The sequence below is a fragment of the Streptomyces sp. NPDC001204 genome (assembly GCF_053598035.1).
Map to the genome: position 1 here is coordinate 193,839 of NZ_JBSFJL010000013.1, position 25,053 is coordinate 218,891.

Below are 25,053 nucleotides of genomic sequence, written 5' to 3' on the forward strand. Positions count from 1 at the left end.
GCCACCCCGTACGGAGGCGTCATGCCGGAGATCACGTACGTCCGGGGTGACGCCACCGAGCCCTCGGCCGAGGGCGTGAAGGTGATTGCCCACGTCTGCAACGACATCGGCGGCTGGGGGAGGGGCTTCGTCCGGGCCCTCTCCCAGCACCGCCCGGAGCCGGAGGCCGCCCACCGGGCCTGGTACCGGGACCGTGCGGACAACGACTTCGGCCTCGGCGCCGTCCAGCTCGTCCGGGTGGAGCCGGATGTGTGGGTGGCCAACATGATCGGTCGACGCGGCATCCGGCGGAGAGGCGAGGCCGTCGCGCCCGTGCGGTACGAGGCGATCGACACCGCACCGGACCGGCTCGCCGTCCGTGCGGTCGAGCTCGACGCGTCCGTCCACATGCCCCGGATGGGCTGCGGCCTGGCCGGCGGCACCTGGGACCGGATCGAGCCGCTGATCGACGAGCGGCTGGTGCGGCGGGGGATCGCGGTGACGGTGTACGACCACGGGGGGTGAGGCCGGGCGGCCCAGGGTCCCTCCCTGCCGCCCGGCCGTGGATCACCTCGTGTGCACGTCGTTCGTCGCCTCGATCTTCCTCCACGACCTCGGCTGCTCGGGAGCCGCCGGCGTCGTCGCCAGGGACGCCGCGCGCGCGGCGGGGGCGGCCGGCTTGGACGGCTGGAACAGCCAGGTGTCGAAGAGGGCCGAGAGCGGCTTGCCGGAGATCTTCTCGGCGTACTCCCGGAAGTCGGCCACGGAGGCGTTGCCGTACGCGTGCTTCTTCGGCCAGCCCTTCAGGAGGGCGAAGAACGCCTTGTCGCCGATCTCGTTGCGCAGCGCCTGGACGGCGAGCGCGCCCCGGTCGTAGACCGCGATGTCGAACTGGTCGTCCGGACCCGGGTCGCCCGGCGCGACCGTCCAGAAGGGGTCGTCGGCGGGGTGCGAGGCGTACACCCAGTCCGCCAGCTCCTGCGCGGTGCCCTCGCCCTCGTGCTCGGACCACAGCCACTGGGCGTAGCGCGCGAAGCCCTCGTTGATCCAGATGTCCTTCCAGCCCTTGAGCGACACGCTGTCGCCGTACCACTGGTGGGCCAGCTCGTGCACGACGACGGACGTGTTGGAGCCGTTGGCGAACTGCCTCGGGCTGTAGTACACCCGGGTCTGGGTCTCCAGCGCGTACCCGGTCGTCGTGTTCGGCACGTAGCCGCCGGCCGAGCTGAACGGATACGGCCCGAAATAGCCGCTCAGCCAGTCGACGATCTCCCCGGTGCGCTCGACGCTCGCGCGCGCCGCCCCGGCGTTGTCGCCGAGGTCCCTGCTGTAGGCGTTGAGGACGGGGACGCCGTCCTCCGAGGTACCCGTCGTGATGTCGAACTTCCCGATCGCGAGCGTGGCCAGATACGTGGCCTGCGGCTTGTTCTGGCGCCAGTTGTACCGGGTCCAGCCGAGCTGCGAGCCGGTCGACTGGAGGGTGCCGTTGGAGATCGCCTGCGTGCCGTCCGGCACGGCCACCGACACGTCGTAGGTGGCCTTGTCACTCGGGTGGTCGTTGCTCGGGAACCACCACCAGGCCGCTTCCGGCTCGTCCGCCGCGATCCCGCCGTCCGGGGTGCGGTGCCAGGTGGTGAAGCCGTACGCGCTCTTCGTGGACGGCACCCCGCTGTAGCGGACCACCACGGTGATCGGCGTGTTCCTGGCCAGCGGCTTCTTCGGGGTGACCACCAGTTCGTGCTGACCGGAGGCGGCGAAGGCGGCCGTCGCGCCGTTGACCCGGACCTCGCTGACGTCCAGCAGGAAGTCCAGGTCGAAGCTGGACAGGTCCTGCGTGGTCCGCGCCTCGATCGTCGCCGTGCCCTCCAGCTCGTCCGTGGCCGGCTGGTACTTCAGCCTGAGGTCGTAGTGGGAGACGTCGTATCCGCCGTTGCCGTAGTACGGGTAGTAGGGGTCGCCGATGCCCGGTGCGCCGGGGGAGTGGCTCGCGGCCGATGCCGGGATCGCCAGCAGCAGGGTGGCCGCCGCCAGTGCGCCCGGCGCGATCATTCTGCGGTGCACGTCAGCTCCAAGTCGTAGGGACATGAGGTTCGTTCGGAGCCTATTGAGTCCCGGTGGCCGCAGGCGTGTCCATGCCCACCCCTGTCACACGATCGCCATTCGGCCGTCATGGGTGAAACACGCTCAGGGGCCTTTCCCGCCCTCCGCCCACCGCTCAGGCGGCCGGGTACGCCAGCGCGGCCGCCCGGCGCGCACAGCCCCAGGCCACGGTGACCCCGGCCCCGCCGTGCCCGTAGTTGTGCACGAGCACCCGCCCGTTTGGCAGTTCCTCGCGTTCCAGCCGTACCGCGTGCCGGGTCGGCCGCAGCCCGACCCGGTGCTCCAGCACCCGCGCCCCGGCGATCTCCGGCCGGAGAGCCGCACACCGCTCGACGATCCGCTCGGCCACCGCCGGATCGGGCGTCAGCGACCAGTCGTCCTCCTCGGCCGTGCCGCCGAGGAGGAGCCGGCCCGGCTGCGGGAAGACGTAGGTGGGGGAATCCGATGCGGGGTCGACGGACGTCAGCCACGTCGTGATCCCCGGGTTCTCCACGACGACGAGCTGACCGCGCACGGGACGCATCGCGGGATCGGGGACGAGCGCACGGGCGCCGAGGCCGGTGCAGTTCACGACGACCGGGGCGCCGACCGCCGCCAGATCCGTCACTTCCCGTTCCTCCACGATGCCGCCCGCCGCGGTCAACCGCTCCCGCAGCCACGGCAGATGAGCCGGCATGTCGATCAGCGGAAGCCGCGCCCGCAGCGCCGTGCCCGCCGCCCACTCCCCGGCGTGCGCCGGGCGCAGGCCGGGCACCCGCGCCGCCCACGGCCCCAGCGAGTCGAGCCGCGTCCCGCCGTGCACGCCCTCGACCAGGCGTACGCCCGTCTCATCGGAACGCCCGGCCAGCTCCTCGTACACCGCCAGGGATTCGAGCGACCACTCGCCGACGAGCGACTCCGGCTCGATCCGGTACGGCCACCACAGCGCGCCGGCGACCGCCGACGTCGTCCGCTCGGCCGGCTCACGCGTCCACACCCGCACCCGCCGGCCGCGCTCGGCCAGCACGACGGCCGTCGTCAGTCCGATGACGCCGCCGCCGACCACCACCACCTCGATACCCGGCCCACTGTCCACGCGGCGCACGGTAGCGGAAGGCGCACTCCGTGCTCACCTCGCCCCCGGGCCGGGAATACTCACGGCATGCCTGCCGAGTACACGACCTTCGGCCTGGCCCCGGCGACGCGTCCCGGGGAGATCCTCGCCGACGGCGGTCACCAGCTCCACCGCGACTTCGTGGACTTCGTCGTGGACGGACGGCCCCTGCTGTTCCGGCTCGCCGACCTGGACGCGGTCTCCCCGCTCGCCTCCGACGTACCGCCCGCGATCCTCGCCGCCCAGGTGCGCGGCCTGCTGCTGGAGGGCGAGGCGCCGCTGCCGGGCGGCCGGTACCTCATCTACGGCTGCCCCGAGTGCGAGGACCTGGCCTGCGGCGCGGTCACCGCCGTCATCGAGAGGGCCGGCGCGGACGAGGCGGACTACGTCTGGCGGGACTTCGCCTGGCAGACGGACGAACACGCCGACCTGGAACGGGACGGCTACCACGGCATCGGCCCGTTCCGTTTCGCCGGCGCCGAGTACCGCGCGGCACTGGGCGCGCTGCTGGACGGCGGTGGCCCCGCGCCCCGCCGCCGGGTGCTGCTCGTCGGGGCCCGGGTCGCCGTCCTCGCCAGACTCGCCGCCGGCCTGCGCGCCATCGGCATCGGCGCCGACATCACCCGCGACGCGCTCCACGTCCACGCCGGCGAACTGCGCCAGTACGGTGCCGTCGCCTTCGGCCCGGCGGTCGGCCCGGCCGAACGCGCCGCCGTCCGGGGCGCCTTCGAGCGCGCGGGCGCCGACGTGACCCACGTCGACGGGCCGGTCCCCATCGTGCCGCTCCTGGTCGCCCAGGTCGAACAGGCCCTGGACCGCGGTCCCGTGGAGCGGCGCCGGCTCACCCGGCTGACGGTCTCGGACGGCGTGGCGGACGTCGAGGTCACCTCCGCCTGCCGGGTCCGGCTCACCGTCCACCGCCTCGACCGGTTCCATCGCAGCCACACCCGGGAGGTCTTCGACGGCGTCCTGGAGCCGGGCCGGCACCGGCTCGCGCTGGACGCCGGGGAGGTGAAGGGCACGTCCTTCGTGGTGGCGCGGACGGCGGGGGGCGTGCTGGTTGCGGAGGTGGCGCACTGAGCGCGCCGGGGCACGGCCATTAGGATCGGTCCTCTGATGACTGCCACCCTCGTTGCCAAGAACCTCGCCGCCGGGCACGGCGACCGCGCGCTGTTCGCCGGACTGGACCTCGTCGTCGCGCCCGGGGACGTGATCGGGCTGGTCGGCGCCAACGGCGCGGGCAAGTCCACGCTGCTCAGGATGCTCGCCGGGCTGAGCACCCCGGAGCAGGGCGAGGTCACCCTGTCCCCGCCGGCGGCGAGCGTCGGGCACCTGCCCCAGGAACCGGAGCGCAGGCCCGGGGAGACCGTACGGGAGTTCCTCGCCCGGCGCACCGGGGTGGCCGGGGCCCAGCGGGCCATGGACGAGGCCACGCAGGCCCTCGTCGAGGGAGCGCCGGGCGCGGACGACGCGTACGCGACCAGCCTGGAGCGGTGGCTCGGCCTCGGCGGCGCCGACCTCGACGAACGCGCCGAGGAGGTCGCCGACTCGCTCGGCCTGGCCGTCGGACTCGACCAGCCCATGACGTCCCTCTCGGGCGGCCAGGCGGCCCGCGCGGGCCTCGCCTCGCTGCTGCTGTCCCGCTACGACGTCTTCCTGCTCGACGAGCCGACCAACGACCTCGACCTGGCCGGCCTGGAACGCCTGGAGCGGTTCGTGACCGGACTGCGCGCCGGGACGGTCGTCGTCAGCCACGACCGCGAGTTCCTCACCCGCACCGTCACCAAGGTCCTCGAACTCGACCTCACCCAGCGGCAGATCAACCTGTACGGCGGCGGCTACGCGGCCTATCTGGAGGAGCGGGAGGTGGCCCGTCGGCACGCCCGCGACGACTACGAGGAGTACGCCGACAAGCGGGCCGCCCTCCAGGACCGTGCCCAGACGCAGCGCGCCTGGATGGACAAGGGCGTGAAGAACGCCCGGCGCAAGGCGGGCAGCGACAACGACAAGATCGGCCGCAAGTTCCGCAGCGAGGCCAGTGAGAAGCAGGCCGCGAAGGCCCGCCAGACCCAGCGCATGATCGAGCGCCTGGAGGTCGTCGAGGAGCCGCGCAAGGAGTGGGAGCTGCGCATGGAGATCGCGTCGGCCCCGAGGTCGGGCGCGGTCGTCACCACGCTCCGGGACGCGGAGGTACGCCGCGGCGGCTTCGTGCTCGGCCCGGTGTCCCTCCAGATCGACTGGGCGGACCGGGTGGCGGTCACGGGCGCCAACGGCGCGGGCAAGTCGACGCTGCTGGGCGCACTGCTGGGGCGGATCCCGGTGGACGCCGGGCACGCGGCCCTGGGCTCCGGCGTGCTGGTCGGCGAGGTCGACCAGGCCCGCCGCCTCTTCCACGGCCCCGAGGCCCTGCTGGACGCCTTCTGCGCGGCGGTGCCGGACACCGAGCCGGTGGATGCGCGCACGCTGCTCGCCAAGTTCGGCCTGAAGTCGGACCATGTGACGCGTCCCGCCGCGACGCTCTCCCCGGGCGAGCGCACCCGGGCCGCGCTCGCCCTCCTCCAGGGCAGGGGCGTCAACCTCCTGGTCCTGGACGAGCCCACCAACCACCTGGACCTGCCGGCCATCGAGCAACTGGAATCGGCCCTGGACTCCTACCAGGGCACCCTGCTGCTGGTCACCCACGACCGCCGCATGCTCGACGCCGTACGCGTCACCCGCCGACTGGAGGTCGCCGCGGGCAAAGTGACGGAACGCTAGGCCTTGTGCCGCCCTGGCCGGACCCGCGGTGAACGCTCCGACGCTGGGTCTTACACTCGGTCACCGTTGCCCAGCGGAACGAAACCGCAGATCGGAAGGCATGGTCGCCCATGTTCCAAGACGCCCCCATATATCACCAACTCGTAGCCGAGCGAGGCGACGTGCCCGCACGCGTACGGGACGCGGCCACGGCCATACACAGGCAACTCGAGGACGTGATGCGAACAGGGCGGCCCAACGCCGCCTTCCAGCCAGGCCCGCCGCCCCCGGGCGCGACCCCACGTCCCCACACCGAACTCCCCCCGGGCCAGCACCCTCCGCGATAACGCCCCCGCCGGCACCGGCCGCACCGCCCCGCCGCCAAGAGCCGGGCCAACGGGTGGCCACCGCCGCCCCGTCGACGGTCCGGCGCTGCTACGGGGCGGCCAACGGGCCCAGCCGGCCCGGCCCGGCCAACTACCGGCAGCCGCCAGCCCGTCAGCGACCGGCACCCACCGGCTGGTCAACCGTGTTCTGCCATCGGCAGGTCAATGGGCGGCTGGTGGCGGTCGGCGGGCGTTCCGTTGCCGCGCGTCGGTCAACCGCTCGTGGATGCCGGCTGGGCCAACGGGTCGCCCGTGGCGGCCCGCCGATGTACCGCTGCTACGGGGTGGTCGAGGGTCCAGCCGGTCCAGGTCGGTCGACCGGCCGTAGCCACGCCACCAGCCCGTCAGTGGCACGTCGCCACCGGCCGGTCAACTGCCCCGTCAACCCGGCCGGTTAATGGGTCCGTCGGCCGACGCCTGCTGCTGCGGGCCGGTCAACGGCCTGCTGATACTGACCGGGCCAACGGGCCGTTGTTATCGGTCCGTTGATGGTTCGCTGCCACAGGGTGGTCCAGGACCCAGCCGGTTCAACTGCCCGCAGCCATCGGCCGGTTCATGATCCGGGGCTGCCAGCCGCTCGACTTCCCGCGGCCACCGGCCCGCCCGTGACCCGCCGTGACCGGCCGGTCGTCGGCGGGCCCGTGTCGTCCGGTCGACGGTCCACCCGTAGCGGTCCTCAACCGTCCGCCGCCACCGGCCGGTTCGGGAGGCCCGCCCCCGGACCCGCCCACCGGTGGTGGTGCGGGTCCGAGGCAGGCGGGTGGATCAGCGGCGGGCGTTCTTCGGGTCCAGGAGGCCCGCGCGGCGCAGGGCGTCGGCCATCGCGCTGTTGGCGGGCGGGGGTGCCTGGCGCGAGCCGCCACCACCGCCACCGCCACCGCCGCCACGGCCCTGGCGCTGCTGCGGCGGGCGCCCGCCACGCCGGCGACGCTCGCCGCCGTCGCCCTGAGCCTGGCGGTCCTGCGCCGCCGCCTCGTCGTCCAGACGCAGCGTCAGCGAGATCCGCTTGCGCGGGATGTCGACGTCCAGCACCTTCACCTTGACGATGTCACCGGGCTTGACGACGTCCCGCGGATCCTTCACGAACTGCTTCGACATCGCCGAGACGTGCACCAGGCCGTCCTGGTGGACGCCGACGTCGACGAACGCGCCGAACGCCGCCACGTTCGTCACCACGCCCTCCAGGACCATCCCGGACGCCAGGTCGGAGATCCTCTCGACGCCCTCCTTGAAGGTGGCCGTTTTGAACGCGGGCCGCGGGTCACGCCCCGGCTTCTCCAGTTCCCGCAGGATGTCGGTCACCGTCGGCAGACCGAACGTGTCGTCCACGAAGTCGGCCGCCCTGAGCGAGCGCAGCACCCCCGTGTTGCCGACGAGCGAGGCGACCTCCTGGCCCGTGGTCTTCACCATCCGGCGGACCACGGGGTAGGACTCGGGGTGCACGCTGGAGGCGTCCAGCGGGTCGTCGCCGCGGATCCGCAGGAAGCCCGCGCACTGCTCGTAGGCCTTCGGGCCGAGCCGCGAGACGTTCTTCAGCTGCGCCCGCGACGTGAACGGCCCGTTGGCGTCGCGGTGCGCCACGATGTTCTCGGCGAGTCCCGAGGTGACGCCGGAGACGCGCGCGAGCAGCGGCACGGACGCGGTGTTCACGTCCACGCCGACGCCGTTCACACAGTCCTCGACCACCGCGTCCAGGGAGCGGGACAGCTTCACCTCGGACAGGTCGTGCTGGTACTGACCGACACCGATCGACTTGGGGTCGATCTTGACCAGTTCGGCCAGCGGGTCCTGGAGCCGGCGGGCGATGGAGACCGCGCCGCGCAGGGAGACGTCCATGTCGGGCAGTTCCCGCGAGGCGTACGCCGACGCGGAGTACACCGACGCGCCCGCCTCCGACACCATCACCTTGGTGAGCTTCAGCTCCGGGTGCCTGGTGATGACGTCGGCGGCCAGCTTGTCGGTCTCCCGGGACGCCGTGCCGTTGCCGATCGCGATCAGTTCGACCGCGTGCTCCTTGGCCAGCCGCGCCAGCTTGGCGACGGCCTCGTCCCACCTGTTGGCCGGAACGTGCGGGTGGACGACGTCGGTGGCGACGACCTTGCCGGTCGCGTCGACCACGGCGACCTTCACACCCGTACGGAACCCGGGGTCCAGACCGAGGGTCGAGCGGGTGCCGGCCGGCGCGGCGAGCAGCAGGTCGCGCAGGTTGGCCGCGAACACGTTCACCGCCTCGTCCTCCGCGGCCGTGCGCAGCCGAAGGCGCAGGTCGATGCCCAGGTGGACGAGGATCCGGGTGCGCCAGGCCCAGCGGACCGTGTCCTGGAGCCACTTGTCGGCGGGCCGTCCGCGGTCGGCGATCCCGAACCGGTGGGCCACCATGCCCTCGTACGACGAGGGGCCGTCCACCGGCTCCTCCGGCTCCAGGACGAGGTCCAGGACCTCCTCCTTCTCGCCCCGCAGCATCGCCAGGATCCGGTGCGAGGGCAGCTCGGTGAACGGCTCGGCGAAGTCGAAGTAGTCGGCGAACTTGGCGCCCGCCTCCTCCTTGCCCTCCCGCACCTTGGCGGCCAGCCGCCCGCGCACCCACATGCGCTCGCGCAGCTCGCCGATCAGGTCGGCGTCCTCCGAGAACCGCTCGGTGAGGATCGCCCGCGCGCCGTCCAGGGCCGCCTGCGGATCGGCGACGCCCTTGTCCGCGTCGACGAAGGCGGTGGCCGCCGCGAGCGGCTCCACGCCCGGGTCGCCGAGCAGGCCCTCGGCCAGCGGCTCCAGGCCCGCCTCCCGGGCGATCTGCGCCTTGGTCCGCCGCTTCGGCTTGTACGGCAGGTACACGTCCTCCAGGCGCGCCTTGGTCTCCGCGCCGCGGATCTGCGCCTCCAGTTCCTCGGTGAGCTTGCCCTGCTCGCGCACCGACTCCAGGATCGCCGTCCGCCGCTCCTCCAGTTCCCGCAGATAGCGCAGTCGCTCCTCGACGGTGCGCAGTTGCGCGTCGTCGAGCATCTCGGTCGCTTCCTTGCGGTAGCGAGCGATGAAGGGCACCGTCGAACCGCCGTCCAGCAGCTCCACGGCGGCCTTGACCTGCCGCTCCCGTACGCCGAGCTCCTCGGCGATCCTGCCCTCGATGGACGCTGTGAGGGGTGTCGTCACGATCCCGTACCGCCTTCTCCACTCCGGTGTGCGCCGCAATTGTGGCAGGCCGCACCGACAACCGGGCCGCAGGGCGTCACCCGGCGAGGCGTACTCGTACCGGTGGAGACGGGGCCGGGCATGGCGGGAAAGGTGGGAAACCCGTCATTGCGGCCATCCTCCGGCCCACGAAGAATCGGTCGCATGACGCAGCGAACCGTTCTCGTCGTCCTCTTCGACGGCGTCCAGAGTCTCGACGTCACCGGCCCCGTGGAGGTCTTCGCCGGTGCGGACCGGCACGCACCGGGGGCGTACCGCATCCACACGGCCTCCCTGGACGGCGGTCCCGTACGCAGTTCCAGCGGCCTGACCCTGGTACCGGACTCGCCGCTCGCCGAGGCGCCCGCACCGCACACGCTGCTCGTGCCCGGCGGGCAGGGCACCCGCCGGCCGGACCCGCGGCTGGTCGACTGGGTCCGCGCGCACGGGCCCGCTGCCGCGCGCCTGGTCTCGGTGTGCACCGGCGCGATCCTGCTGGCCGAGGCGGGCCTGCTGGACGGCCGCCGGGCTACGACCCACTGGGCGTACTGCGCCAAGCTCGCCCGCGACCACCCCGCCGTCGACGTGCACGCCGACCCGGTCTACGTGCGCGACGGAGACGTGGCGACCTCGGCCGGCGTGACCTGCGGCATCGACCTGACCCTCGAGCTCGTCGAGGAGGACCTCGGCCGCGACGTCGCGCTGAGCGTCGCCCGCCACCTGGTGGTCTTCCTGCGCCGGCCCGGCAACCAGGCCCAGTTCAGCGCCCAGCTCGCCGCGCAGACGGCCCGGCGCGAGCCCCTGCGGGACGTACAGCAGTGGATCAACGAGCATCCGGCGGACGACCTGTCCGTCGAGGCGCTCGCCGCCCGTGCCCGCCTCTCGCCCCGCCACTTCGCCCGCGCGTTCCGGGCGGAGACCGGCACGACCCCCGGCCGCTACGTCGACCGGGTCCGCCTCGAACACGCCCGCCGGCTCCTGGAGGACACCGCCGACGGCGTCGAGGAGATCTCCCGCGCCAGCGGCTACGGCACGCCGGAGGCCATGCGGCGCGCGTTCGTCAAGGCGCTGGGCGCCGCCCCGGCCGAGTACCGGCGGCGGTTCCGCCCCGCTCCCGCCATCACCTGACACCCACCGGAGGGATATCCGTGCAGATCGCCATCGTCCTCTTCGACCGCTTCACCGCCCTGGACGCCGTGGGCCCCTACGAGACCCTCGGCCGACTCCCCGGCGCGGAGACCGTCTTCGTCGCCGAACGGACCGGCCCCGTCCGCACCGACACCGGGCACCTCGCGCTCACCGCCGACCGGACCCTGGACGAGGTCACGGACCCCGGCATCGTCGTTGTCCCGGGCGGCCCCGGCCAGTCGGGGCAGATGGAGAACGAGACCCTGCTGGACTGGCTGCGCACCGCCGACGCCACCAGCACCTGGACCACCTCCGTGTGCACCGGCTCGCTGCTGCTGGCCGCTGCCGGACTCCTGGACGGCCGCCGCGCCACCTCGCACTGGCTGGCCCTCGACCAGCTGAGGCGCTTCGGCGCCGAGCCCACGGGGGAGCGGGTCGTCTTCGACGGCAAGTACGTCACGGCCGCCGGCGTCTCCTCGGGCATCGACATGGGCCTGACGCTGCTCGGCCGCATCGCCGGCGACGAACACGCCCAGGCCGTCCAGCTGCTGACCGAGTACGACCCGCAGCCGCCCTACGACGCCGGATCCCCGGAGAAGGCGCCCGCGCACCTCGTCGAGGAGCTGCGCACCAACAGCCGCTTCACGCTGACGTAGGCGGCCGCCTACCGCACGCTCCAGGTGAACCGGGGGGTTCGCCGTTCCAGGAACGCGGCGACCCCCTCCGCGGTGTCGTCGCTCGCGTGTGCCTGCTCGGCCCAGTGGGCGTCGCGGTCCGTGCGGCCGTCCGCGAACTCCTTCGCCGCGGCCTGCGTCAGCTGCGAGCGCGCGGTGAGGATCCTGGTGAACTCCGCGATCCGCTTGGCGAGTTCGCCCTCGGGCAGCACCTCGTCGACCAGGCCGGTGCGCAGCGCGCGTTCCGCGTCGATCAACTCGCCCGAGAAAAGCAGGTACTTGGCGGTCGCCGGGCCCACCAGGGAGACCAGACGGCGGGTGGAGGAGGCGGGGTAGACGATGCCCAGCTTGGCCGGCGTCACCCCGAACAGCGCGCCCGCCTCGGCGAACCGCAGGTCGCAGGCCGCCGCGAGCTGGGCGCCGCCGCCCACGCAGTACCCGCGCACCGCCGCCAGCGTCGGCTTGGGGAACGCGGCGAGCGCCTCCTCGGCCCGCCCCGCCAGGCGCTGCGCCTCCCGCGGCGAGCCGCGCAGCGTGGAGATGTCGGCGCCGGCGCAGAACGTCGTGCCCGACCCCGTCAGCACCAGCGCCCGGACGTCCGGATCGGCCGCGAGGCCGTCCAGGAGCGGTGGCAGCGCCCGCCACATCGCGGCGGTCATCGCGTTGCGCTTGGCCGGGTGGTGGACCACGACGGTGGCCACCGCGTCGGTGACGTCGTGCAGCAACTGCGGCTCCATGCGCCGGATGCTATCCGTCCGGCCGAGCGTTTGATCAAGAAGGGGTGGGGGACAGTTACGACACGGCAGCAAACGGAACAAAGGGTGGAGACCGGGGGGATCGTGCGGCTTTGAGGAGGCGCCGATGGCCAGGTTCACCAAGCCCCGCAGCGAGACGGCGAGGATGCGCCGCGGTTTCGGCTGGCTCGCCGGACTCGGGGTGCTTCTGGTGGTCGCCGGACTCGTAGGGCTCGTCTACACGGCCGCCGTGACGCTGACTTCCATGCTGCTGTTCGGCTGGCTGCTGCTGATCGGCGGGCTGGTCGGGCTGCTGCACGCGGTCCAGGCGCGCGGCTCGAACTTCTTCTGGCTCGGTGCCGTCGTGGCCGCCCTGAACATCGCGGCGGGCGTGGTGGTCATCGGCCATCCGCACGCGACCGCCGCCGCGCTCACCATGTTCGCGGCCCTGCTGTTCCTGACCGGCGGCCTGTTCCGGGTGGTCGGCAGCGTCGTGGTGCGCGGCCCCCAGTTCGGCTGGACGCTGCTGCTGGGCGCCTTCTACCTGCTGCTGGGCATCATGGTGCTGGCCTCCTGGCCGAGCAGCAGCCAGTACGTCATCGGCGCGTTCTTCTCCCTCGCCCTCCTCTTCGACGGCCTCGGCCTGATCGCGACCGGCTTCGGCGGCCGCCGCGTCGTCGGCATGGTCTCCGACCGGACGGCCTAGCCGTCCCAGCCGTCCTGGCGGTCCGTGCGCGGGGGGCACGTGGACCGTACAACCCGAAAAGTTCGCGATGTCGGCGGGGACGGGACAGGACCGATCCCTGGCGTGACGGATTCGTACGCCAACGGTCACAAGGCGCTTGAAACACGCTGACTTGTGTTCAGTCCTTGGGCTGAGAGCGGTGCGTTACCAACACTCGACGTGTGGTGACAATCGAGCGCGAGGGTGGCGACCGGACGATGGACAACCACGGGCGCGGGCACGGCTCACGCCCGGAGGGCGGCGCGGGGGCACCCCTCCACGACGTACCCCCGGATCCGCTGCCGTACGAGGGGGTCTGGCGGTTCACCGCGCCCGCCGTCGACGCCTCGGTCCCGCAGGCCCGGCACGCGGTCCGGGACCTGCTGCTGCGCCAGGGCGTCCCGGTCTCCGACGACCTGGTCCACGGGCTGCTGCTGATCGTGTCCGAGCTGGTCACGAACGCCGTACGGCACGCGGCGCTGCTGTCGCCGATGCTCGCCGTGGAGGTCGCGGTCGGCGCCGAGTGGGTGCGGGTGTCCGTGGAGGACAACCACCCCTACCGCCCGACCGCCCTGGAGACCGACCACGGGCGGACCGGCGGGCGCGGGCTGCTCCTGGTCCGTGAGATCGCGCGGGAGGCCGGCGGGGTCTGCGACGTCGAGCACACCGCGAGCGGCGGCAAGGTGATCTGGGCCGCCCTGCCGCTCAAACCCGCGCACCAGCTGGAACAGCACTCCTGAGGCCCGCTTTACCAGCCGGCGGGCCCCGTCAGCTCCCTGATCGCGGGACGGGCCGAGTCCAGCACGGTCGGGAACCAGACGGAGAAGGTGTCCCGCGCGTGCCGCTCCGACAGCTCGGCGGGCGTCACGAACGCCGTGGCGCCGACCTCCTCCGGGTCCGGCCGCAGCGGGGACTGCACCAGGCCGACGAAGAGGTGGTTGTACTCCTGCTCCACCAGGCCCGAGTCCGGGTCCGGGTGGTGGTAGCGGACCGTGCCGGCCTCGGCGAGCAGCGACGGGGAGATCCCCAGCTCCTCGTACGTACGCCGGGCCGCCGCCGCCATGGGCGCCTCACCGGGGTAGGGGTGGCCGCAGCAGCTGTTGGACCACACGCCGGGGGAGTGGTACTTGCCCAGCGCCCGCTGCTGGAGCAGCAGCCGGCCGCGGTTGTCGAACAGGAACACGGAGAAGGCGCGGTGCAGGCGTCCCGGTGGCTGGTGGGCGGAGAGCTTCTCCGCGGTGCCGATCGTCACGCCGTCCTCGTCGACCAGTTCCAGCAAGATCGCGTCCGCGGCGCCGTTCGACGAGCTGTGCTTCGCGGTGGCAGGTGTGGTCGGCATACCCATCCTTCACTTCGGTCCTCGAGTCCCAAGTCTGCCGTACGAAACCGGCACTCCCGGCACTTCCCGGCACTCCGCATGTCCCGCGCGGCGCCGTGGGCCGCGGCTGTCACGGGCCGGGCACCGTAGGTGATCGTGCCCGGGCGGGCAGGCCCGGAACCGTCCGGCCGCCCCCGCGGAGCGGACGCGGGCGCACACCGCGCCTCCCTGTACCGGCCCGGGCGCCGTGCGCGCCGGGCGCCCTCTGGGGTCAGGAGCGCGGGGAGTGCCTCCTCAGTGGCACAGCCGGGCCTCGTGCTCCGCGTGCCCGCTCGGCTCCAGCTGGAAGGTGCAGTGCTCCACGTCGAAGTGGTCCCCGAGGCAGCCCTGAAGCTCGTGCAGCAGCTTCTCGTGACCGGTGGCGCTGAGGGCGTCGGACCGGACGACCACGTGCGCGGAGAGCACCGGCAGACCCGAGGTGATCGTCCAGGCGTGCAGGTCGTGCACGTCCTCCACGCCGTCCAGTGCCAGGATGTGCTCCCGCACCTCTTGCATGTCGACGTCCTTCGGCGCCGCCTCCAGCAGTACGTCGAGCGTCTCGCGCAGCAGCCGGAAGGTGCGCGGCACGATCAGCAGGCCGATGAGGAGGGAGGCGACGGGGTCGGCGGCCTGCCAGCCGGTGAGCAGGATCACCGTCGCCGAGAGCATGACGGCCACCGAGCCGAGCGCGTCCGCGGCCACCTCCAGGAAGGCACCGCGCACGTTCAGGCTCTCCTTCTGGCCGCGCATCAGCAGCATGAGGGAGATCGAGTTCGCCACCAGGCCGATCCCGCCGAACACGATCATCAGCCCGCCATGGGTGGGAGCCGGGGTGAGGAACCGCTGGATCGCCTCGTAGAGCACATAGCTGCCCACGCCGAGCAGCAGCAGGCAGTTGGCGAGCGCGGCGAGGATCTCCGCGCGGGCGAAGCCGAAGGTGCGGTTCCGGCTCGGCGGGCGGTTGGCGAAGTGGATGGCCAGCAGCGCCATACCGAGGCCGAGGGCGTCGGTGGCCATGTGGGCGGCGTCCGCGACCAGCGCCAGCGAGTCCGCGAGCAGGCCGCCGACGATCTCCACCACCATCACGGTGAGTGTGATCGACAGCGCGATGCGCAGCGTGCCGCGGTGCGCGGCGCCCGCCGTGCCGCCTGCTCCTACGCCGTGCGCGTGCCCGTGGTCGTGACCGGCCCCCATGGGATGACCGCCCTTTCCGTATTGCGTCCCGGATCACAGTGAACTACGGGTGGGGGGTATGGGGCAACGCGGCACTGAACACCGTTGTCATGTGCTCTGACCTGCGCAAACGAACCGCAGGTCAGGGTGTGTGGACGGCTCGGGCGCCGTGGTGCGGCAGCCGGCCCCGTACGCCGGTGGAGGCCGTTCGGTGATCGGTCATGCCGTGGCCGTCGAGCCCGCGCCGGGGCCGGATGTGAGGAATGCCCGATCTGGTGCGGAGTTTGTGGCCCGGCGGCCGGATCACCCATGATGATCGCGGCGAAGGCTGCGGCAGACCCCGTCGATCGGACCGGTGAACGGGCGGTGAACGCGGGCTTCCGGCCATCCGATAGCCTCTGCCGACATGCCGCCCGGGTGCCACAGGCAGGCGGTGCCCCTATACGCACATGACCGGCGCGGGCGCGCCGGCCCCCAGGGAGTGAGTTCGTTGTCGACCGCCATCCTGACCGGTCAGCCGGTCCCCGGATCGTCGATCGAGGGCGATCTGCGGTCCCTCGGATTCGACGTGCGGGTCGCCTCCGACGGCACCGACGCCGAGACGCTGCTCGCCCAGGTGCCCGGTGACCAGCGGGTCGCCATCGTCGACGCCCGGTTCGTCGGCCATCTGCACGCGCTGCGTCTGGGCCTGACCGACCCCCGCTTCCCGCTCGGCGCCGTCCCCGGCGCGGTGACCGCCCGCCCGGCCGGCCGCCAGGCGCTGATCCGCGCGATGGCCCGCGAGAACTCCGCCGGCGGCGACACCGCGGTCGCCGTCGCCGGCCTCGCCGACCGGATCTCCGAAGCCCTGGACGCCGACGGCTCCGAGGTGCACCGCCCCGTGCTCGGCACTCTCGTCGCCGCCGTGCCCGAGGACCCCCAGACCCGCAACGAGGCACGGCAGGCCGTGGCCGCCGTCGACGACGAGGCCGTCCGCCTGAAGTCGGCCGTCAAGGCCCGCGACGGCTTCTTCACCACCTTCCTCATCAGCCCGTACTCGCGCTACGTCGCCCGCTGGTGCGCCCGCCGCGGCCTGACCCCCAACCAGGTCACCACGGCCTCCCTGCTCACCGCGCTCATAGCCGCGAGCTGCGCCGCCACCGGCACCCGCGGCGGTTTCGTCGCCGCAGGCGTGCTGCTCATCGCCTCGTTCGTGCTGGACTGCGCCGACGGCCAGCTGGCCCGCTACTCGCTCCAGTACTCCACCCTCGGCGCCTGGCTGGACGCCACCTTCGACCGGGCGAAGGAGTACGCCTACTACGCCGGCCTCGCGCTGGGCGCCGCCCGCGGCGGCGACGACGTCTGGGCCCTGGCCCTGGGCGCGATGATCCTCCAGACCTGCCGGCACGTGGTCGACTTCTCCTTCAACGAGGCGAACGCCGGAGACACGGCCGCCACCGCCAACACCAGCCCCACCGCCGCGCTCTCCGACAAGCTGGACAGCGTCGGCTGGACGGTCTGGGCACGCCGGATGATCGTTCTGCCCATCGGCGAGCGCTGGGCGATGATCGCGGTCCTGACGGCGGTCACGACCCCCAGGATCACGTTCTGCGTCCTGCTCGCCGGCTGCGCCCTCGCGGCGACGTACACCACGGCGGGCCGTGTGCTGCGGTCCGTGACGCGCAAGGCGCGGCGCACCGACCGGGCGGCGCGGGCGCTGGCGGACCTCGCGGACAACGGACCGATCGCGGCCCTCGTCGCCAGGCTGCGCGATCCCAACGCGCGCTGGTACCTCGACTTCCCGCTGCTGCGCGCCCTGGCCGGTGCGGCGTTCCTCGCCGGGGCCCTGTACTCCGGCGACAGCTGGCTGCCTGTCGTGGGCGCCATCTTCTACGCCGTCTTCTCGGGCCTGGCCCTCTCCCAGCCCCTCAAGGGCCCCCTCGACTGGCTCGTCCCCCCGCTGTTCCGCGCCGCCGAATACGGCACCGTGCTGGTGCTGGCGGCCAGAGCGGAGGTGAACGGAGCCCTTCCTGCGGCTTTCGGCCTGGTGGCGGCCGTCGCCTACCATCACTACGACACGGTGTACCGCATCCGCGGCAACGCCGGAGCGCCGCCGGTCTGGCTGGTGCGCGCCCTCGGAGGGCAGGAGGGGCGCACGCTGCTCGTCACCGTGCTGGCCGCGGTGCTCACCGCCTCGCAATTCCAGGTCGCGCTCACGGTCCTCGCCGTGGCCGTCGCCCTGCTGGTGCTCACCGAGAGCATCCGTTTCTGGGTGGCCTCTCATCTGAGGGGCGCGCCCGCAGTACACGACGAAGGAGAACCCGCATGATCGGCCTCGTGCTGGCGGCCGGCGCCGGACGGCGCCTGCGCCCCTACACCGACACCCTGCCCAAGGCGCTGGTGCCGGTGGGGCCCGACGGCGCGGAGGACGGCCCCACGGTCCTGGACCTCACCCTCGGCAACTTCGCCGAGGTCGGCCTGACGGAGGCCGCGATCATCGTCGGCTACCGCAAGGAGGCCGTGTACGAGCGCAAGGCGGCCCTGGAGCGGAAGTACGGCCTGAAGCTCACCCTGATCGACAACGACAAGGCCGAGGAGTGGAACAACGCCTACTCCCTGTGGTGCGGTCGTGACGCCCTCAAGGACGGCGTGATCCTCGCCAACGGCGACACCGTGCACCCGGTCTCCGTCGAGAAGACCCTGCTCGCCGCCCGCGGTGACGGCAAGAAGATCATCCTCGCCCTGGACACGGTGAAGTCGCTGGCCGACGAGGAGATGAAGGTCGTCGTCGACCCCGACAAGGGCGTCCGGAGGATCACCAAGCTGATGGACCCGGCCGAGGCGACCGGCGAGTACATCGGCGTGACCCTCATCGAGGGCGACGCCGCCCCCGAGCTGGCCGACGCGCTGAAGGTCACCTTCGAGCGGGACCCGCAGCTGTACTACGAGGACGGCTACCAGGAGCTCGTCAACCGCGGCTTCACGATCGACGTGGCGCCGATCGGCGACGTCAAGTGGGTCGAGATCGACAACCACGACGACCTCGCCAAGGGCCGGGGGATCGCGTGCCTGTACTGAGCCGGCTCATCCCGTCGCCGGTGGTGGTGGAGATCCGCCGCGGTGCCCTCGACGACCTGGCGAGTGTGCTCGCCGACGAGCGCGTCTCGCACTCCGGCAGGCTCGCCGTCGCCGTCAGCAACGGCTCCGGTGCCCGGCTGCGCGAGCGCATCGCCCCCTCGCTGCCCGGCGCCACCTGGTACGAGGTCGGCGGCGGAACCCTCGACGACGCCATCCGGCTGGCCGGCGAGATGAAGGCAGGCCGCTACGACGCGGTGGTGGGCCTGGGCGGCGGCAAGATCATCGACTGCGCCAAGTTCGCCGCGGCGCGCGTCGGCCTGCCCCTGGTCGCCGTGCCCACGAACCTCTCGCACGACGGTCTGTGCTCCCCGGTCGCCACCCTCGACAACGACGCGGGCCGCGGCTCGTACGGTGTGCCGAACCCGATCGCCGTCCTCATCGACCTGGACGTGATCCGCGACGCCCCGCCGCGTTTCGTGCGCTCCGGCATCGGCGACGCCGTCTCCAACATCTCCGCCATCGCGGACTGGGAGCTGTCCCACCGCGTCACCGGCGAGAAGATCGACGGCCTGGCCGCGGCCATGGCCCGCCAGGCGGGCGAGGCGGTGCTGCGGCACCCGGGCGACATCGGTGACAACGACTTCCTCCAGGTACTCGCCGAGGCCCTGGTCCTCACCGGGATCGCCATGTCGATCTCGGGCGACTCACGGCCCGCCTCCGGCGCCTGCCACGAGATCAACCACGGCTTCGACCTGCTGTTCCCGAAGCGGTCCGCGAGCCACGGTGAGCAGTGCGGGCTCGGCGCGGCCTTCGCGATGTACCTGCGCGGAGCCCACGAGGAGTCGGCCGGCATGGCCGAGGTGCTGCGCCGGCACGGGCTGCCGGTACTGCCCAAGGACATCGGCTTCACGGTGGACGAGTTCGTCCGGGTCGTCGAGTTCGCCCCGGAGACCCGGCCCGGCCGCTACACGATCCTCGAACACCTCGACCTCAAGACCGACCAGATCAAGGACATCTACGCCGACTATGTCAAGGCCATCGGTAGCTGAACTGAGACCGGTCGTCCATCCGGCAGGGGTGAAGGACCGGCGCAGCGGAGAGCACTGGGCGGGACGCCTCTACATGCGCGAGGTGTCCCTGCGGGTGGACCGCTACCTGGTGGGCACCAGGGTCACGCCCAACCAGCTCACGTACCTGATGACCGTCTGCGGCGTCCTCGCGGCCCCGGCCCTGCTGGTGCCGGGGATCGCGGGCGCCGTGCTCGGTGTGCTGATGGTCCAGCTGTACCTGCTGCTGGACTGCGTCGACGGCGAGATCGCCCGCTGGAAGCAGCAGTTCTCGCTGGGCGGGGTCTACCTGGACCGGGTCGGGGCCTATCTCACCGACGCCGCCGTCCTGGTCGGGCTCGGGCTGCGCGCCGCCGACCTGTGGGGTCCCGGGCGCATCGACTGGCTGTGGGCCTTCCTCGGGACCCTGGCCGCTCTCGGCGCGATCCTGATCAAGGCCGAGACCGACCTCGTCGGCGTGGCCCGCCACCAGGGCGGGCTGCCGCCGGTCCAGGAGAGCGCGGCCGAACCGCGTTCGTCGGGCATGGCGCTGGCCCGCAGGGCCGCCGCGGCGCTCAAGTTCCACCGGCTGATCCTCGGGATCGAGGCGTCCCTGCTGATCCTGGTCCTCGCGATCGCCGACACGATCAGGGGCGACCTGTTCTTCACCCGGCTCGGCACGGCCGTGCTCGCCGGCATCGCGCTGCTCCAGACCCTGCTGCACCTGGTGTCCATCCTCGTCTCCAGCAGGCTGAGGTGAGCGGCGTGACCTCTGCGAACACTCCGCTCAAGGTCGGCGCCGTCGTCATCACCATGGGCAACCGGCCCGAGGAACTGCGGGCCCTGCTCGACTCGGTCGCCAAGCAGGACGGCGACCGGGTCGAGGTGGTGGTCGTCGGCAACGGCTCGCCCGTCCCGGACGTCGCAGAGTTCTCGTCGGTTGTCCGGACCGTCGAGCTGCCGGAGAACCTCGGCATCCCCGGCGGCCGCAACGTCGGCATCGAGGCCTTCGGCCCGGCCGGCGGCGACGTCGACATCCTGCTCTTCCTCGACGACGACGGCCTGCTCGCCCGGACCGACACCGCCGAGCTGTGCCGCCGGGCCTTCGCCGACGACGACCGGCTCGGCATCGTCAGCTTCCGCATCGCCGACCCCGACACCGGCGTCACCCAGCGCCGCCACGTGCCGCGGCTGCGCGCCGCCGACCCGATGCGCTCCTCCCGGGTCACCACCTTCCTGGGCGGCGCGAACGCCGTCCGCACCAAGGTCTTCGCGGAAGTCGGCGGCCTGCCGGACGAATTCTTCTACGCGCACGAGGAAACCGACCTGGCGTGGCGGGCCCTCGACGCGGGCTGGATGATCGACTACCGGTCCGACATGGTGCTGTACCACCCGACGACCGCGCCGTCGCGGCACGCGGTCTACCACCGCATGGTCGCCCGCAACCGGGTCTGGCTGGCCCGCCGCAACCTCCCGGTGCTCCTCGTCCCGGTCTACCTCGGGGTGTGGCTGCTGCTCACCCTCGCCCGCCGCCCGTCGCGTCCGGCCCTGAAGGCCTGGTTCGGCGGCTTCCGGGAGGGCTGGGCCACACCCTGTGGGCCGCGCCGGCCCATGAAGTGGCGTACGGTGTGGCGACTCACCCGACTGGGCCGGCCGCCGGTCATCTGACAAGATCGTTCCCCCGAGTACGCGGCGCCACCCGGCCGGTGCTCGAGCCACGGCCGTACATCCGCACTGGCAGCGCATCTCGAAGACGAAAGTTTCCACTAGTGAGTGAGACAACGCATGACGGCGGCGTCGCCCTCGGCGCGGCTCCGTCGCCCGACGAGGGTCTTACCCCGGCCCAGCTCGCCGACAAGTACGGGCTGTCCGTCAGCGGCGCCCGGCCCCCGCTCGGGGCGTACATCCGGCAGTTGTGGGGGCGGCGCCACTTCATCCTGGCCTTCTCCCAGGCGAAGCTGACCGCCCAGTACAGCCAGGCCAAGCTCGGCCAGCTCTGGCAGGTGGCGACGCCGCTGCTGAACGCCGCGGTGTACTACTTCATCTTCGGCGTCATCCTCAAGGCCAGCCGGGGGCTGAGCCGCGAGACGTACATCCCGTTCCTGGTGACCGGGGTGTTCGTGTTCACCTTCACCCAGACCTCGGTCATGACCGGGGTCCGCGCCATCTCCGGCAACCTGGGGCTGGTGCGCGCGCTGCACTTCCCGCGGGCCTCGCTGCCGATCTCGTTCGCGCTCCAGCAGCTCCAGCAGCTGCTGTACTCGATGATCGTGCTCTTCCTGGTGGTCATCGCCTTCGGCAGCTACCCGGGCCTGTCCTGGCTGCTGATCGTGCCGACGCTGGCGCTCCAGTTCCTGTTCAACACCGGACTGGCGCTGATCATGGCCCGGCTGGGCGCCAAGACCCCCGACCTCGCCCAGCTCATGCCGTTCGTCATGCGGACCTGGATGTACGCGTCGGGCGTGATGTTCTCCATCAGCGGCATGCTCGCCGGGAAGCCGGACTGGTTCATCCGGCTGATGCAGCTCAACCCCGCCGCCGTCTACATGGACCTGATGCGCTTCGCGCTGATCGACGGCTACGGCTCCTCGCACCTCCCGCCGCACGTCTGGGCCGTCGCCCTGGGCTGGTCCGTGGTCCTCTTCGCCGGCGGGTTCGTGTACTTCTGGAAGGCGGAGGAGAGGTACGGCCGTGGCTGACCGGGACCATCACATGCGCGACGCCGGGCGGGTGCCCACCGTGATCGCGGACGAGCTGCACATCGTCTACCGCGTCAACGGCGCCAAGTCCGGCAAGGGCAGCGCCACCGCCGCGCTCAGCCGCATCCTCAAGCGGGGCTCCGACGACGCGGCGCGGGGCGTGCGCAAGGTGCACGCCGTCAAGGGCGTCTCCTTCGTCGCCTACCGCGGCGAGGCGATCGGCCTGATCGGCTCCAACGGCTCCGGCAAGTCCACGCTGCTGCGCGCCATCGCCGGCCTGCTGCCCGCGGAGAAGGGCCGGGTCTACACCGACGGCCAGCCCTCGTTGCTCGGTGTGAACGCGGCGCTGATGAACGACCTCACGGGCGAGCGCAACGTCATCCTGGGCGGACTGGCCATGGGCATGTCGCGCGAGCAGATCAAGGAGCGCTACCAGGGGATCGTCGACTTCTCCGGCATCAACGAGAAGGGCGACTTCATCACGCTGCCGATGCGGACGTACTCCTCCGGCATGGCGGCCCGGCTGCGCTTCTCCATCGCCGCCGCCAAGGACCACGACGTCCTCATGATCGACGAGGCGCTGGCCACCGGCGACCGCAAGTTCCAGACGCGGTCCGAAGCGCGTATCCGGGAGCTGCGCAAGGAGGCCGGCACGGTGTTCCTGGTCAGCCACAACAACAAGTCGATCCGCGACACCTGCGACCGGGTGCTGTGGCTGGAGCGCGGCGAACTGCGCATGGACGGCCGCACCGAAGAGGTGCTCAAGGAGTACGAGAAGTTCACGGGCAAGTAGCCCGCAGGCGCCAGGGCCCCGCCGGAACGCGTCCGGTGGGGCCCCTCGTCCGCAAAGGATGTGTCAACTCGCGCCGTCCTGAGGAATCTTGACACCAATTGGTGTGTTGTTGTGATGTGCGGGACACCCCCCGCGCGGCTCGCTGCGTTGTACAACGTAAGCTGTACCGGTCCCGGAAAGCGGCAAGTGGGGAGATAATGCGCGACACCCTCCGCCGACGCCGCCCCGCGGACGGCCGGGCGGCGTGTCCGAAATAGTGTGTCTTGGGTCGGCAGTGTAGAACGGGAGATGTGACGGCAATGGCTACGGAAACTCCCCAGCTCAACGCAGCAGGTGCCGTCCCCGTACCGGGCAGTGGACGATGACGAGAACGCCGACGGCGCGCGACCCCGAGCGCGCCACCCTCGACAAGGCCGCGGGTGAGAACTTCCCCGTGGCGCCGTTCTTCCTGCCCAGAGCCTGGCGCGTCGACCTGATGGCCGTCTACGGCTTCGCCCGCCTCGTCGACGACATCGGCGACGGCGACCTGGCCCCCGGTGGCGCGGACGCCCGGCTGCTCGGCGTGTCGCCCGGCGAGGCCGAGGACCGACTGGTCCTCCTCGACGCCTTCGAGGCCGATCTGCGCAGGGTCTTCGACGGCACCCCGCGCCACCCCCTGCTGCGCCGGCTCCAGCCCACCGTCCGCCGCAGATCGCTGACCACCGAGCCGTTCCTCGGCCTGATCGCCGCCAACCGCCAGGACCAGCTCGTCGCGCGGTACGAGACCTACGACGACCTCCTCGCCTACTGCGAACTGTCCGCCAACCCCGTCGGCCGCCTCGTCCTCGCCGTCACCGGCACCTCGACCCCCGAGCGGATCCGCCGTTCCGACGCCGTCTGCACCGCCCTGCAGATCGTCGAGCACCTCCAGGACGTCAAGGAGGACCTCGGACGCGACCGCATCTATCTTCCCGCCGCCGACATGAAACGTTTCCACGTGCAGGAGTCGGATCTCGCCGCGCCCACCGCGGGCGCATCGGTGCGCGCACTGGTCGCGTACGAAGCGGAACGCGCCCGCGGTCTGCTGAATGAAGGCGCCCCCCTGGTGGGTAGCGTCCACGGCAGGTTGAAGCTGCTGCTCGCGGGGTTCGTGGCGGGGGGAAGGGCGGCGGTCCACGCGATCGCCGCCGCCGAATACGACGTACTTCCCGGCCCGCCCAAGCCCGGCAAGACCCGGTTGCTGCGTGAGGTGGGCGTGACTCTGCGAGGAGAGGGGTGATCCGGGCCGTGGAGCCGGAACAGCACGTGTCCGCGCCGGTACTCGCCGCCTACAGCTACTGCGAGGCCGTCACCGGACAGCAGGCCCGCAACTTCGCCTACGGCATCAGACTGCTGCCGACGGCCAAACGGCGGGCGATGTCGGCGCTGTACGCGTTCTCCCGGCGTGTCGACGACATCGGCGACGGAACGCTGGCTCACGACGTGAAGATCACCCGTCTGGAGGACACCCGGGCGCTGCTCGGCCGGGTCCGCGACGGAGCGGTCGAGGACGACGACACCGACCCGGTGGCCGTCGCCCTGAGCCACGCCGCCCGGGTCTTCCCGATCCCGCTCGGCGGCCTGGACGAACTCATCGACGGCGTCCTGATGGACGTCCGCGGCGAGACGTACGAGACCTGGGAGGACCTGAAGGCGTACTGCCGTTGTGTGGCCGGGGCCATCGGACGGCTCTCCCTCGGCGTGTTCGGCACCGAACCGGGGGCGCGCGGCGCCGACCGCGCTCCCGAGTACGCCGACACGCTCGGGCTCGCGCTGCAGCTGACCAACATCCTCAGAGACGTCCGCGAGGACGCCGAGGGCGGCCGCACCTACCTGCCCGCCGACGACCTCGCCAAGTTCGGCTGCTCGGCCGGGTTCCACGGGCCGACGCCGCCGGAGGGCTCCGACTTCGCGGGCCTGGTGCACTTCGAGGTGCGGCGGGCCCGCGCCCTGTTCGCCGAGGGCTACCGGCTGCTGCCCCTGCTGGACCGGCGCAGCGGCGCGTGCGTCGCCGCCATGGCCGGCATCTACCGCCGCCTGCTCGACCGCATCGAGCGCGAGCCGGAGGCCGTGCTGCGCGGCCGGGTCTCGCTGCCCGGACACGAGAAGGCGTACGTCGCCGTGCGCGGCCTGTCCGGCCTCGACGCCCGGTACGTGTCCCGGCAGACCGTCAGGAGGCGTGCCTGATGGC

Annotated in this window: 22 protein-coding genes; 16 read left to right on the top strand and 6 right to left on the bottom strand. The window is 72.2% G+C overall.

The features are described from left to right. Positions 1 to 21: 21 nt before the first annotated feature. A complete protein-coding gene (locus tag ACWC91_RS20105; RefSeq protein WP_450640005.1) occupies positions 22 to 504 on the top strand; it encodes an Appr-1-p processing protein in 483 nt (160 codons plus the stop codon). A gap of 42 nt (positions 505 to 546) precedes the next feature. Here the strand turns inward: ACWC91_RS20105 and ACWC91_RS20110 are convergent, their stop codons facing one another. Both ACWC91_RS20110 and ACWC91_RS20115 read right to left on the bottom strand, forming a co-directional pair. Continuing rightward, the gene (locus ACWC91_RS20110; RefSeq protein WP_225077740.1) at positions 547 to 2,040 is read right to left on the bottom strand and encodes a M1 family metallopeptidase; all 1,494 of its coding nucleotides are present in this window, start codon (positions 2,038 to 2,040) and stop codon (positions 547 to 549) included. A gap of 154 nt (positions 2,041 to 2,194) precedes the next feature. Further along, positions 2,195 to 3,130 (bottom strand): FAD-dependent oxidoreductase, encoded by a 936-nt coding sequence (locus tag ACWC91_RS20115; protein WP_225077907.1) that lies wholly within the window; start codon positions 3,128 to 3,130, stop codon positions 2,195 to 2,197. A gap of 90 nt (positions 3,131 to 3,220) precedes the next feature. Between ACWC91_RS20115 and ACWC91_RS20120 the strand changes: the two genes are divergently transcribed. Both ACWC91_RS20120 and ACWC91_RS20125 read left to right on the top strand, forming a co-directional pair. Continuing rightward, a complete protein-coding gene (locus ACWC91_RS20120) occupies positions 3,221 to 4,252 on the top strand; it encodes an oxidoreductase (RefSeq protein WP_225077739.1) in 1,032 nt (343 codons plus the stop codon). Positions 4,253 to 4,288: 36 nt separating this feature from the next. After that, the gene (locus tag ACWC91_RS20125) at positions 4,289 to 5,929 is read left to right on the top strand and encodes an ABC-F family ATP-binding cassette domain-containing protein (RefSeq protein ID WP_376504475.1); all 1,641 of its coding nucleotides are present in this window, start codon (positions 4,289 to 4,291) and stop codon (positions 5,927 to 5,929) included. 1,130 nt (positions 5,930 to 7,059) lie between these two features. Here the strand turns inward: ACWC91_RS20125 and ACWC91_RS20130 are convergent. Continuing rightward, positions 7,060 to 9,441 carry a Tex family protein gene (locus tag ACWC91_RS20130; protein WP_450640008.1) on the bottom strand — a complete coding sequence of 794 codons (2,382 nt, stop codon included), beginning with the start codon at positions 9,439 to 9,441 and terminating at the stop codon, positions 7,060 to 7,062. A gap of 183 nt (positions 9,442 to 9,624) precedes the next feature. Between ACWC91_RS20130 and ACWC91_RS20135 the strand changes: the two genes are divergently transcribed. Continuing rightward, entirely contained in the window at positions 9,625 to 10,587 is a 963-nt protein-coding gene (locus tag ACWC91_RS20135; RefSeq protein WP_376504478.1) for a GlxA family transcriptional regulator, read from the top strand. A gap of 20 nt (positions 10,588 to 10,607) precedes the next feature. After that, positions 10,608 to 11,243, top strand: coding sequence for a DJ-1/PfpI family protein (locus ACWC91_RS20140; RefSeq protein ID WP_450640010.1), 636 nt, complete (start codon positions 10,608 to 10,610; stop codon positions 11,241 to 11,243). A gap of 8 nt (positions 11,244 to 11,251) precedes the next feature. Here ACWC91_RS20140 and ACWC91_RS20145 read toward each other — a convergent pair whose 3' ends face one another. Next, a complete protein-coding gene (locus tag ACWC91_RS20145; protein ID WP_225077735.1) occupies positions 11,252 to 11,998 on the bottom strand; it encodes an enoyl-CoA hydratase/isomerase family protein in 747 nt (248 codons plus the stop codon). Positions 11,999 to 12,122: 124 nt separating this feature from the next. Here ACWC91_RS20145 and ACWC91_RS20150 point away from each other — a divergent pair, with 124 nt between their 5' ends. Both ACWC91_RS20150 and ACWC91_RS20155 read left to right on the top strand, forming a co-directional pair. Next, positions 12,123 to 12,701, top strand: coding sequence for an HdeD family acid-resistance protein (locus tag ACWC91_RS20150; protein WP_225077734.1), 579 nt, complete (start codon positions 12,123 to 12,125; stop codon positions 12,699 to 12,701). Positions 12,702 to 12,937: 236 nt separating this feature from the next. Next, entirely contained in the window at positions 12,938 to 13,459 is a 522-nt protein-coding gene (locus ACWC91_RS20155; protein ID WP_225077906.1) for an ATP-binding protein, read from the top strand. A gap of 8 nt (positions 13,460 to 13,467) precedes the next feature. Here ACWC91_RS20155 and idi read toward each other — a convergent pair whose 3' ends face one another. Continuing rightward, positions 13,468 to 14,058: an isopentenyl-diphosphate Delta-isomerase gene (gene idi / locus ACWC91_RS20160; RefSeq protein WP_281155068.1), complete on the bottom strand. Its 591-nt coding sequence runs from the start codon at positions 14,056 to 14,058 to the stop codon at positions 13,468 to 13,470. A 273-nt stretch (positions 14,059 to 14,331) separates the two neighbouring features. Continuing rightward, complete coding sequence (locus ACWC91_RS20165; protein WP_281155069.1) at positions 14,332 to 15,270, bottom strand: cation diffusion facilitator family transporter; 939 nt, start codon at positions 15,268 to 15,270, stop codon at positions 14,332 to 14,334. A 469-nt stretch (positions 15,271 to 15,739) separates the two neighbouring features. Here ACWC91_RS20165 and ACWC91_RS20170 point away from each other — a divergent pair, with 469 nt between their 5' ends. The 9 genes from ACWC91_RS20170 (at position 15,740) to hpnD (ending at position 25,049) form a co-directional block, all read left to right on the top strand. Next, on the top strand, positions 15,740 to 17,557 hold the full coding sequence (locus ACWC91_RS20170) for a DUF5941 domain-containing protein (protein WP_450640014.1): 1,818 nt from the start codon (positions 15,740 to 15,742) through the stop codon (positions 17,555 to 17,557). Next, positions 17,554 to 18,306, top strand: a complete 753-nt coding sequence (locus tag ACWC91_RS20175; RefSeq protein ID WP_141356289.1) for a phosphocholine cytidylyltransferase family protein — start codon at positions 17,554 to 17,556, stop codon at positions 18,304 to 18,306. Before ACWC91_RS20170 ends, ACWC91_RS20175 begins: the two co-directional genes overlap by 4 nt. After that, on the top strand, positions 18,294 to 19,355 hold the full coding sequence (locus tag ACWC91_RS20180; RefSeq protein WP_225077730.1) for an iron-containing alcohol dehydrogenase family protein: 1,062 nt from the start codon (positions 18,294 to 18,296) through the stop codon (positions 19,353 to 19,355). The genes ACWC91_RS20175 and ACWC91_RS20180 overlap by 13 nt, the downstream gene beginning before the upstream one ends. Beyond that, entirely contained in the window at positions 19,333 to 20,112 is a 780-nt protein-coding gene (locus tag ACWC91_RS20185) for a CDP-alcohol phosphatidyltransferase family protein (protein ID WP_225077729.1), read from the top strand. Before ACWC91_RS20180 ends, ACWC91_RS20185 begins: the two co-directional genes overlap by 23 nt. 53 nt (positions 20,113 to 20,165) lie before the next feature. After that, a complete protein-coding gene (locus ACWC91_RS20190) occupies positions 20,166 to 21,020 on the top strand; it encodes a glycosyltransferase family 2 protein (RefSeq protein WP_225077905.1) in 855 nt (284 codons plus the stop codon). Positions 21,021 to 21,121: 101 nt separating this feature from the next. Continuing rightward, a complete protein-coding gene (locus ACWC91_RS20195; RefSeq protein WP_225077728.1) occupies positions 21,122 to 22,051 on the top strand; it encodes an ABC transporter permease in 930 nt (309 codons plus the stop codon). A gap of 13 nt (positions 22,052 to 22,064) precedes the next feature. Continuing rightward, positions 22,065 to 22,844 carry an ABC transporter ATP-binding protein gene (locus tag ACWC91_RS20200; protein ID WP_225077904.1) on the top strand — a complete coding sequence of 260 codons (780 nt, stop codon included), beginning with the start codon at positions 22,065 to 22,067 and terminating at the stop codon, positions 22,842 to 22,844. A 361-nt stretch (positions 22,845 to 23,205) separates the two neighbouring features. Beyond that, the gene (gene hpnC, locus ACWC91_RS20205; protein ID WP_450640015.1) at positions 23,206 to 24,102 is read left to right on the top strand and encodes a squalene synthase HpnC; all 897 of its coding nucleotides are present in this window, start codon (positions 23,206 to 23,208) and stop codon (positions 24,100 to 24,102) included. Next, the gene (hpnD, locus tag ACWC91_RS20210; RefSeq protein ID WP_225077727.1) at positions 24,099 to 25,049 is read left to right on the top strand and encodes a presqualene diphosphate synthase HpnD; all 951 of its coding nucleotides are present in this window, start codon (positions 24,099 to 24,101) and stop codon (positions 25,047 to 25,049) included. Before hpnC ends, hpnD begins: the two co-directional genes overlap by 4 nt. The last annotated feature ends 4 nt before the right edge of the window (positions 25,050 to 25,053 follow it).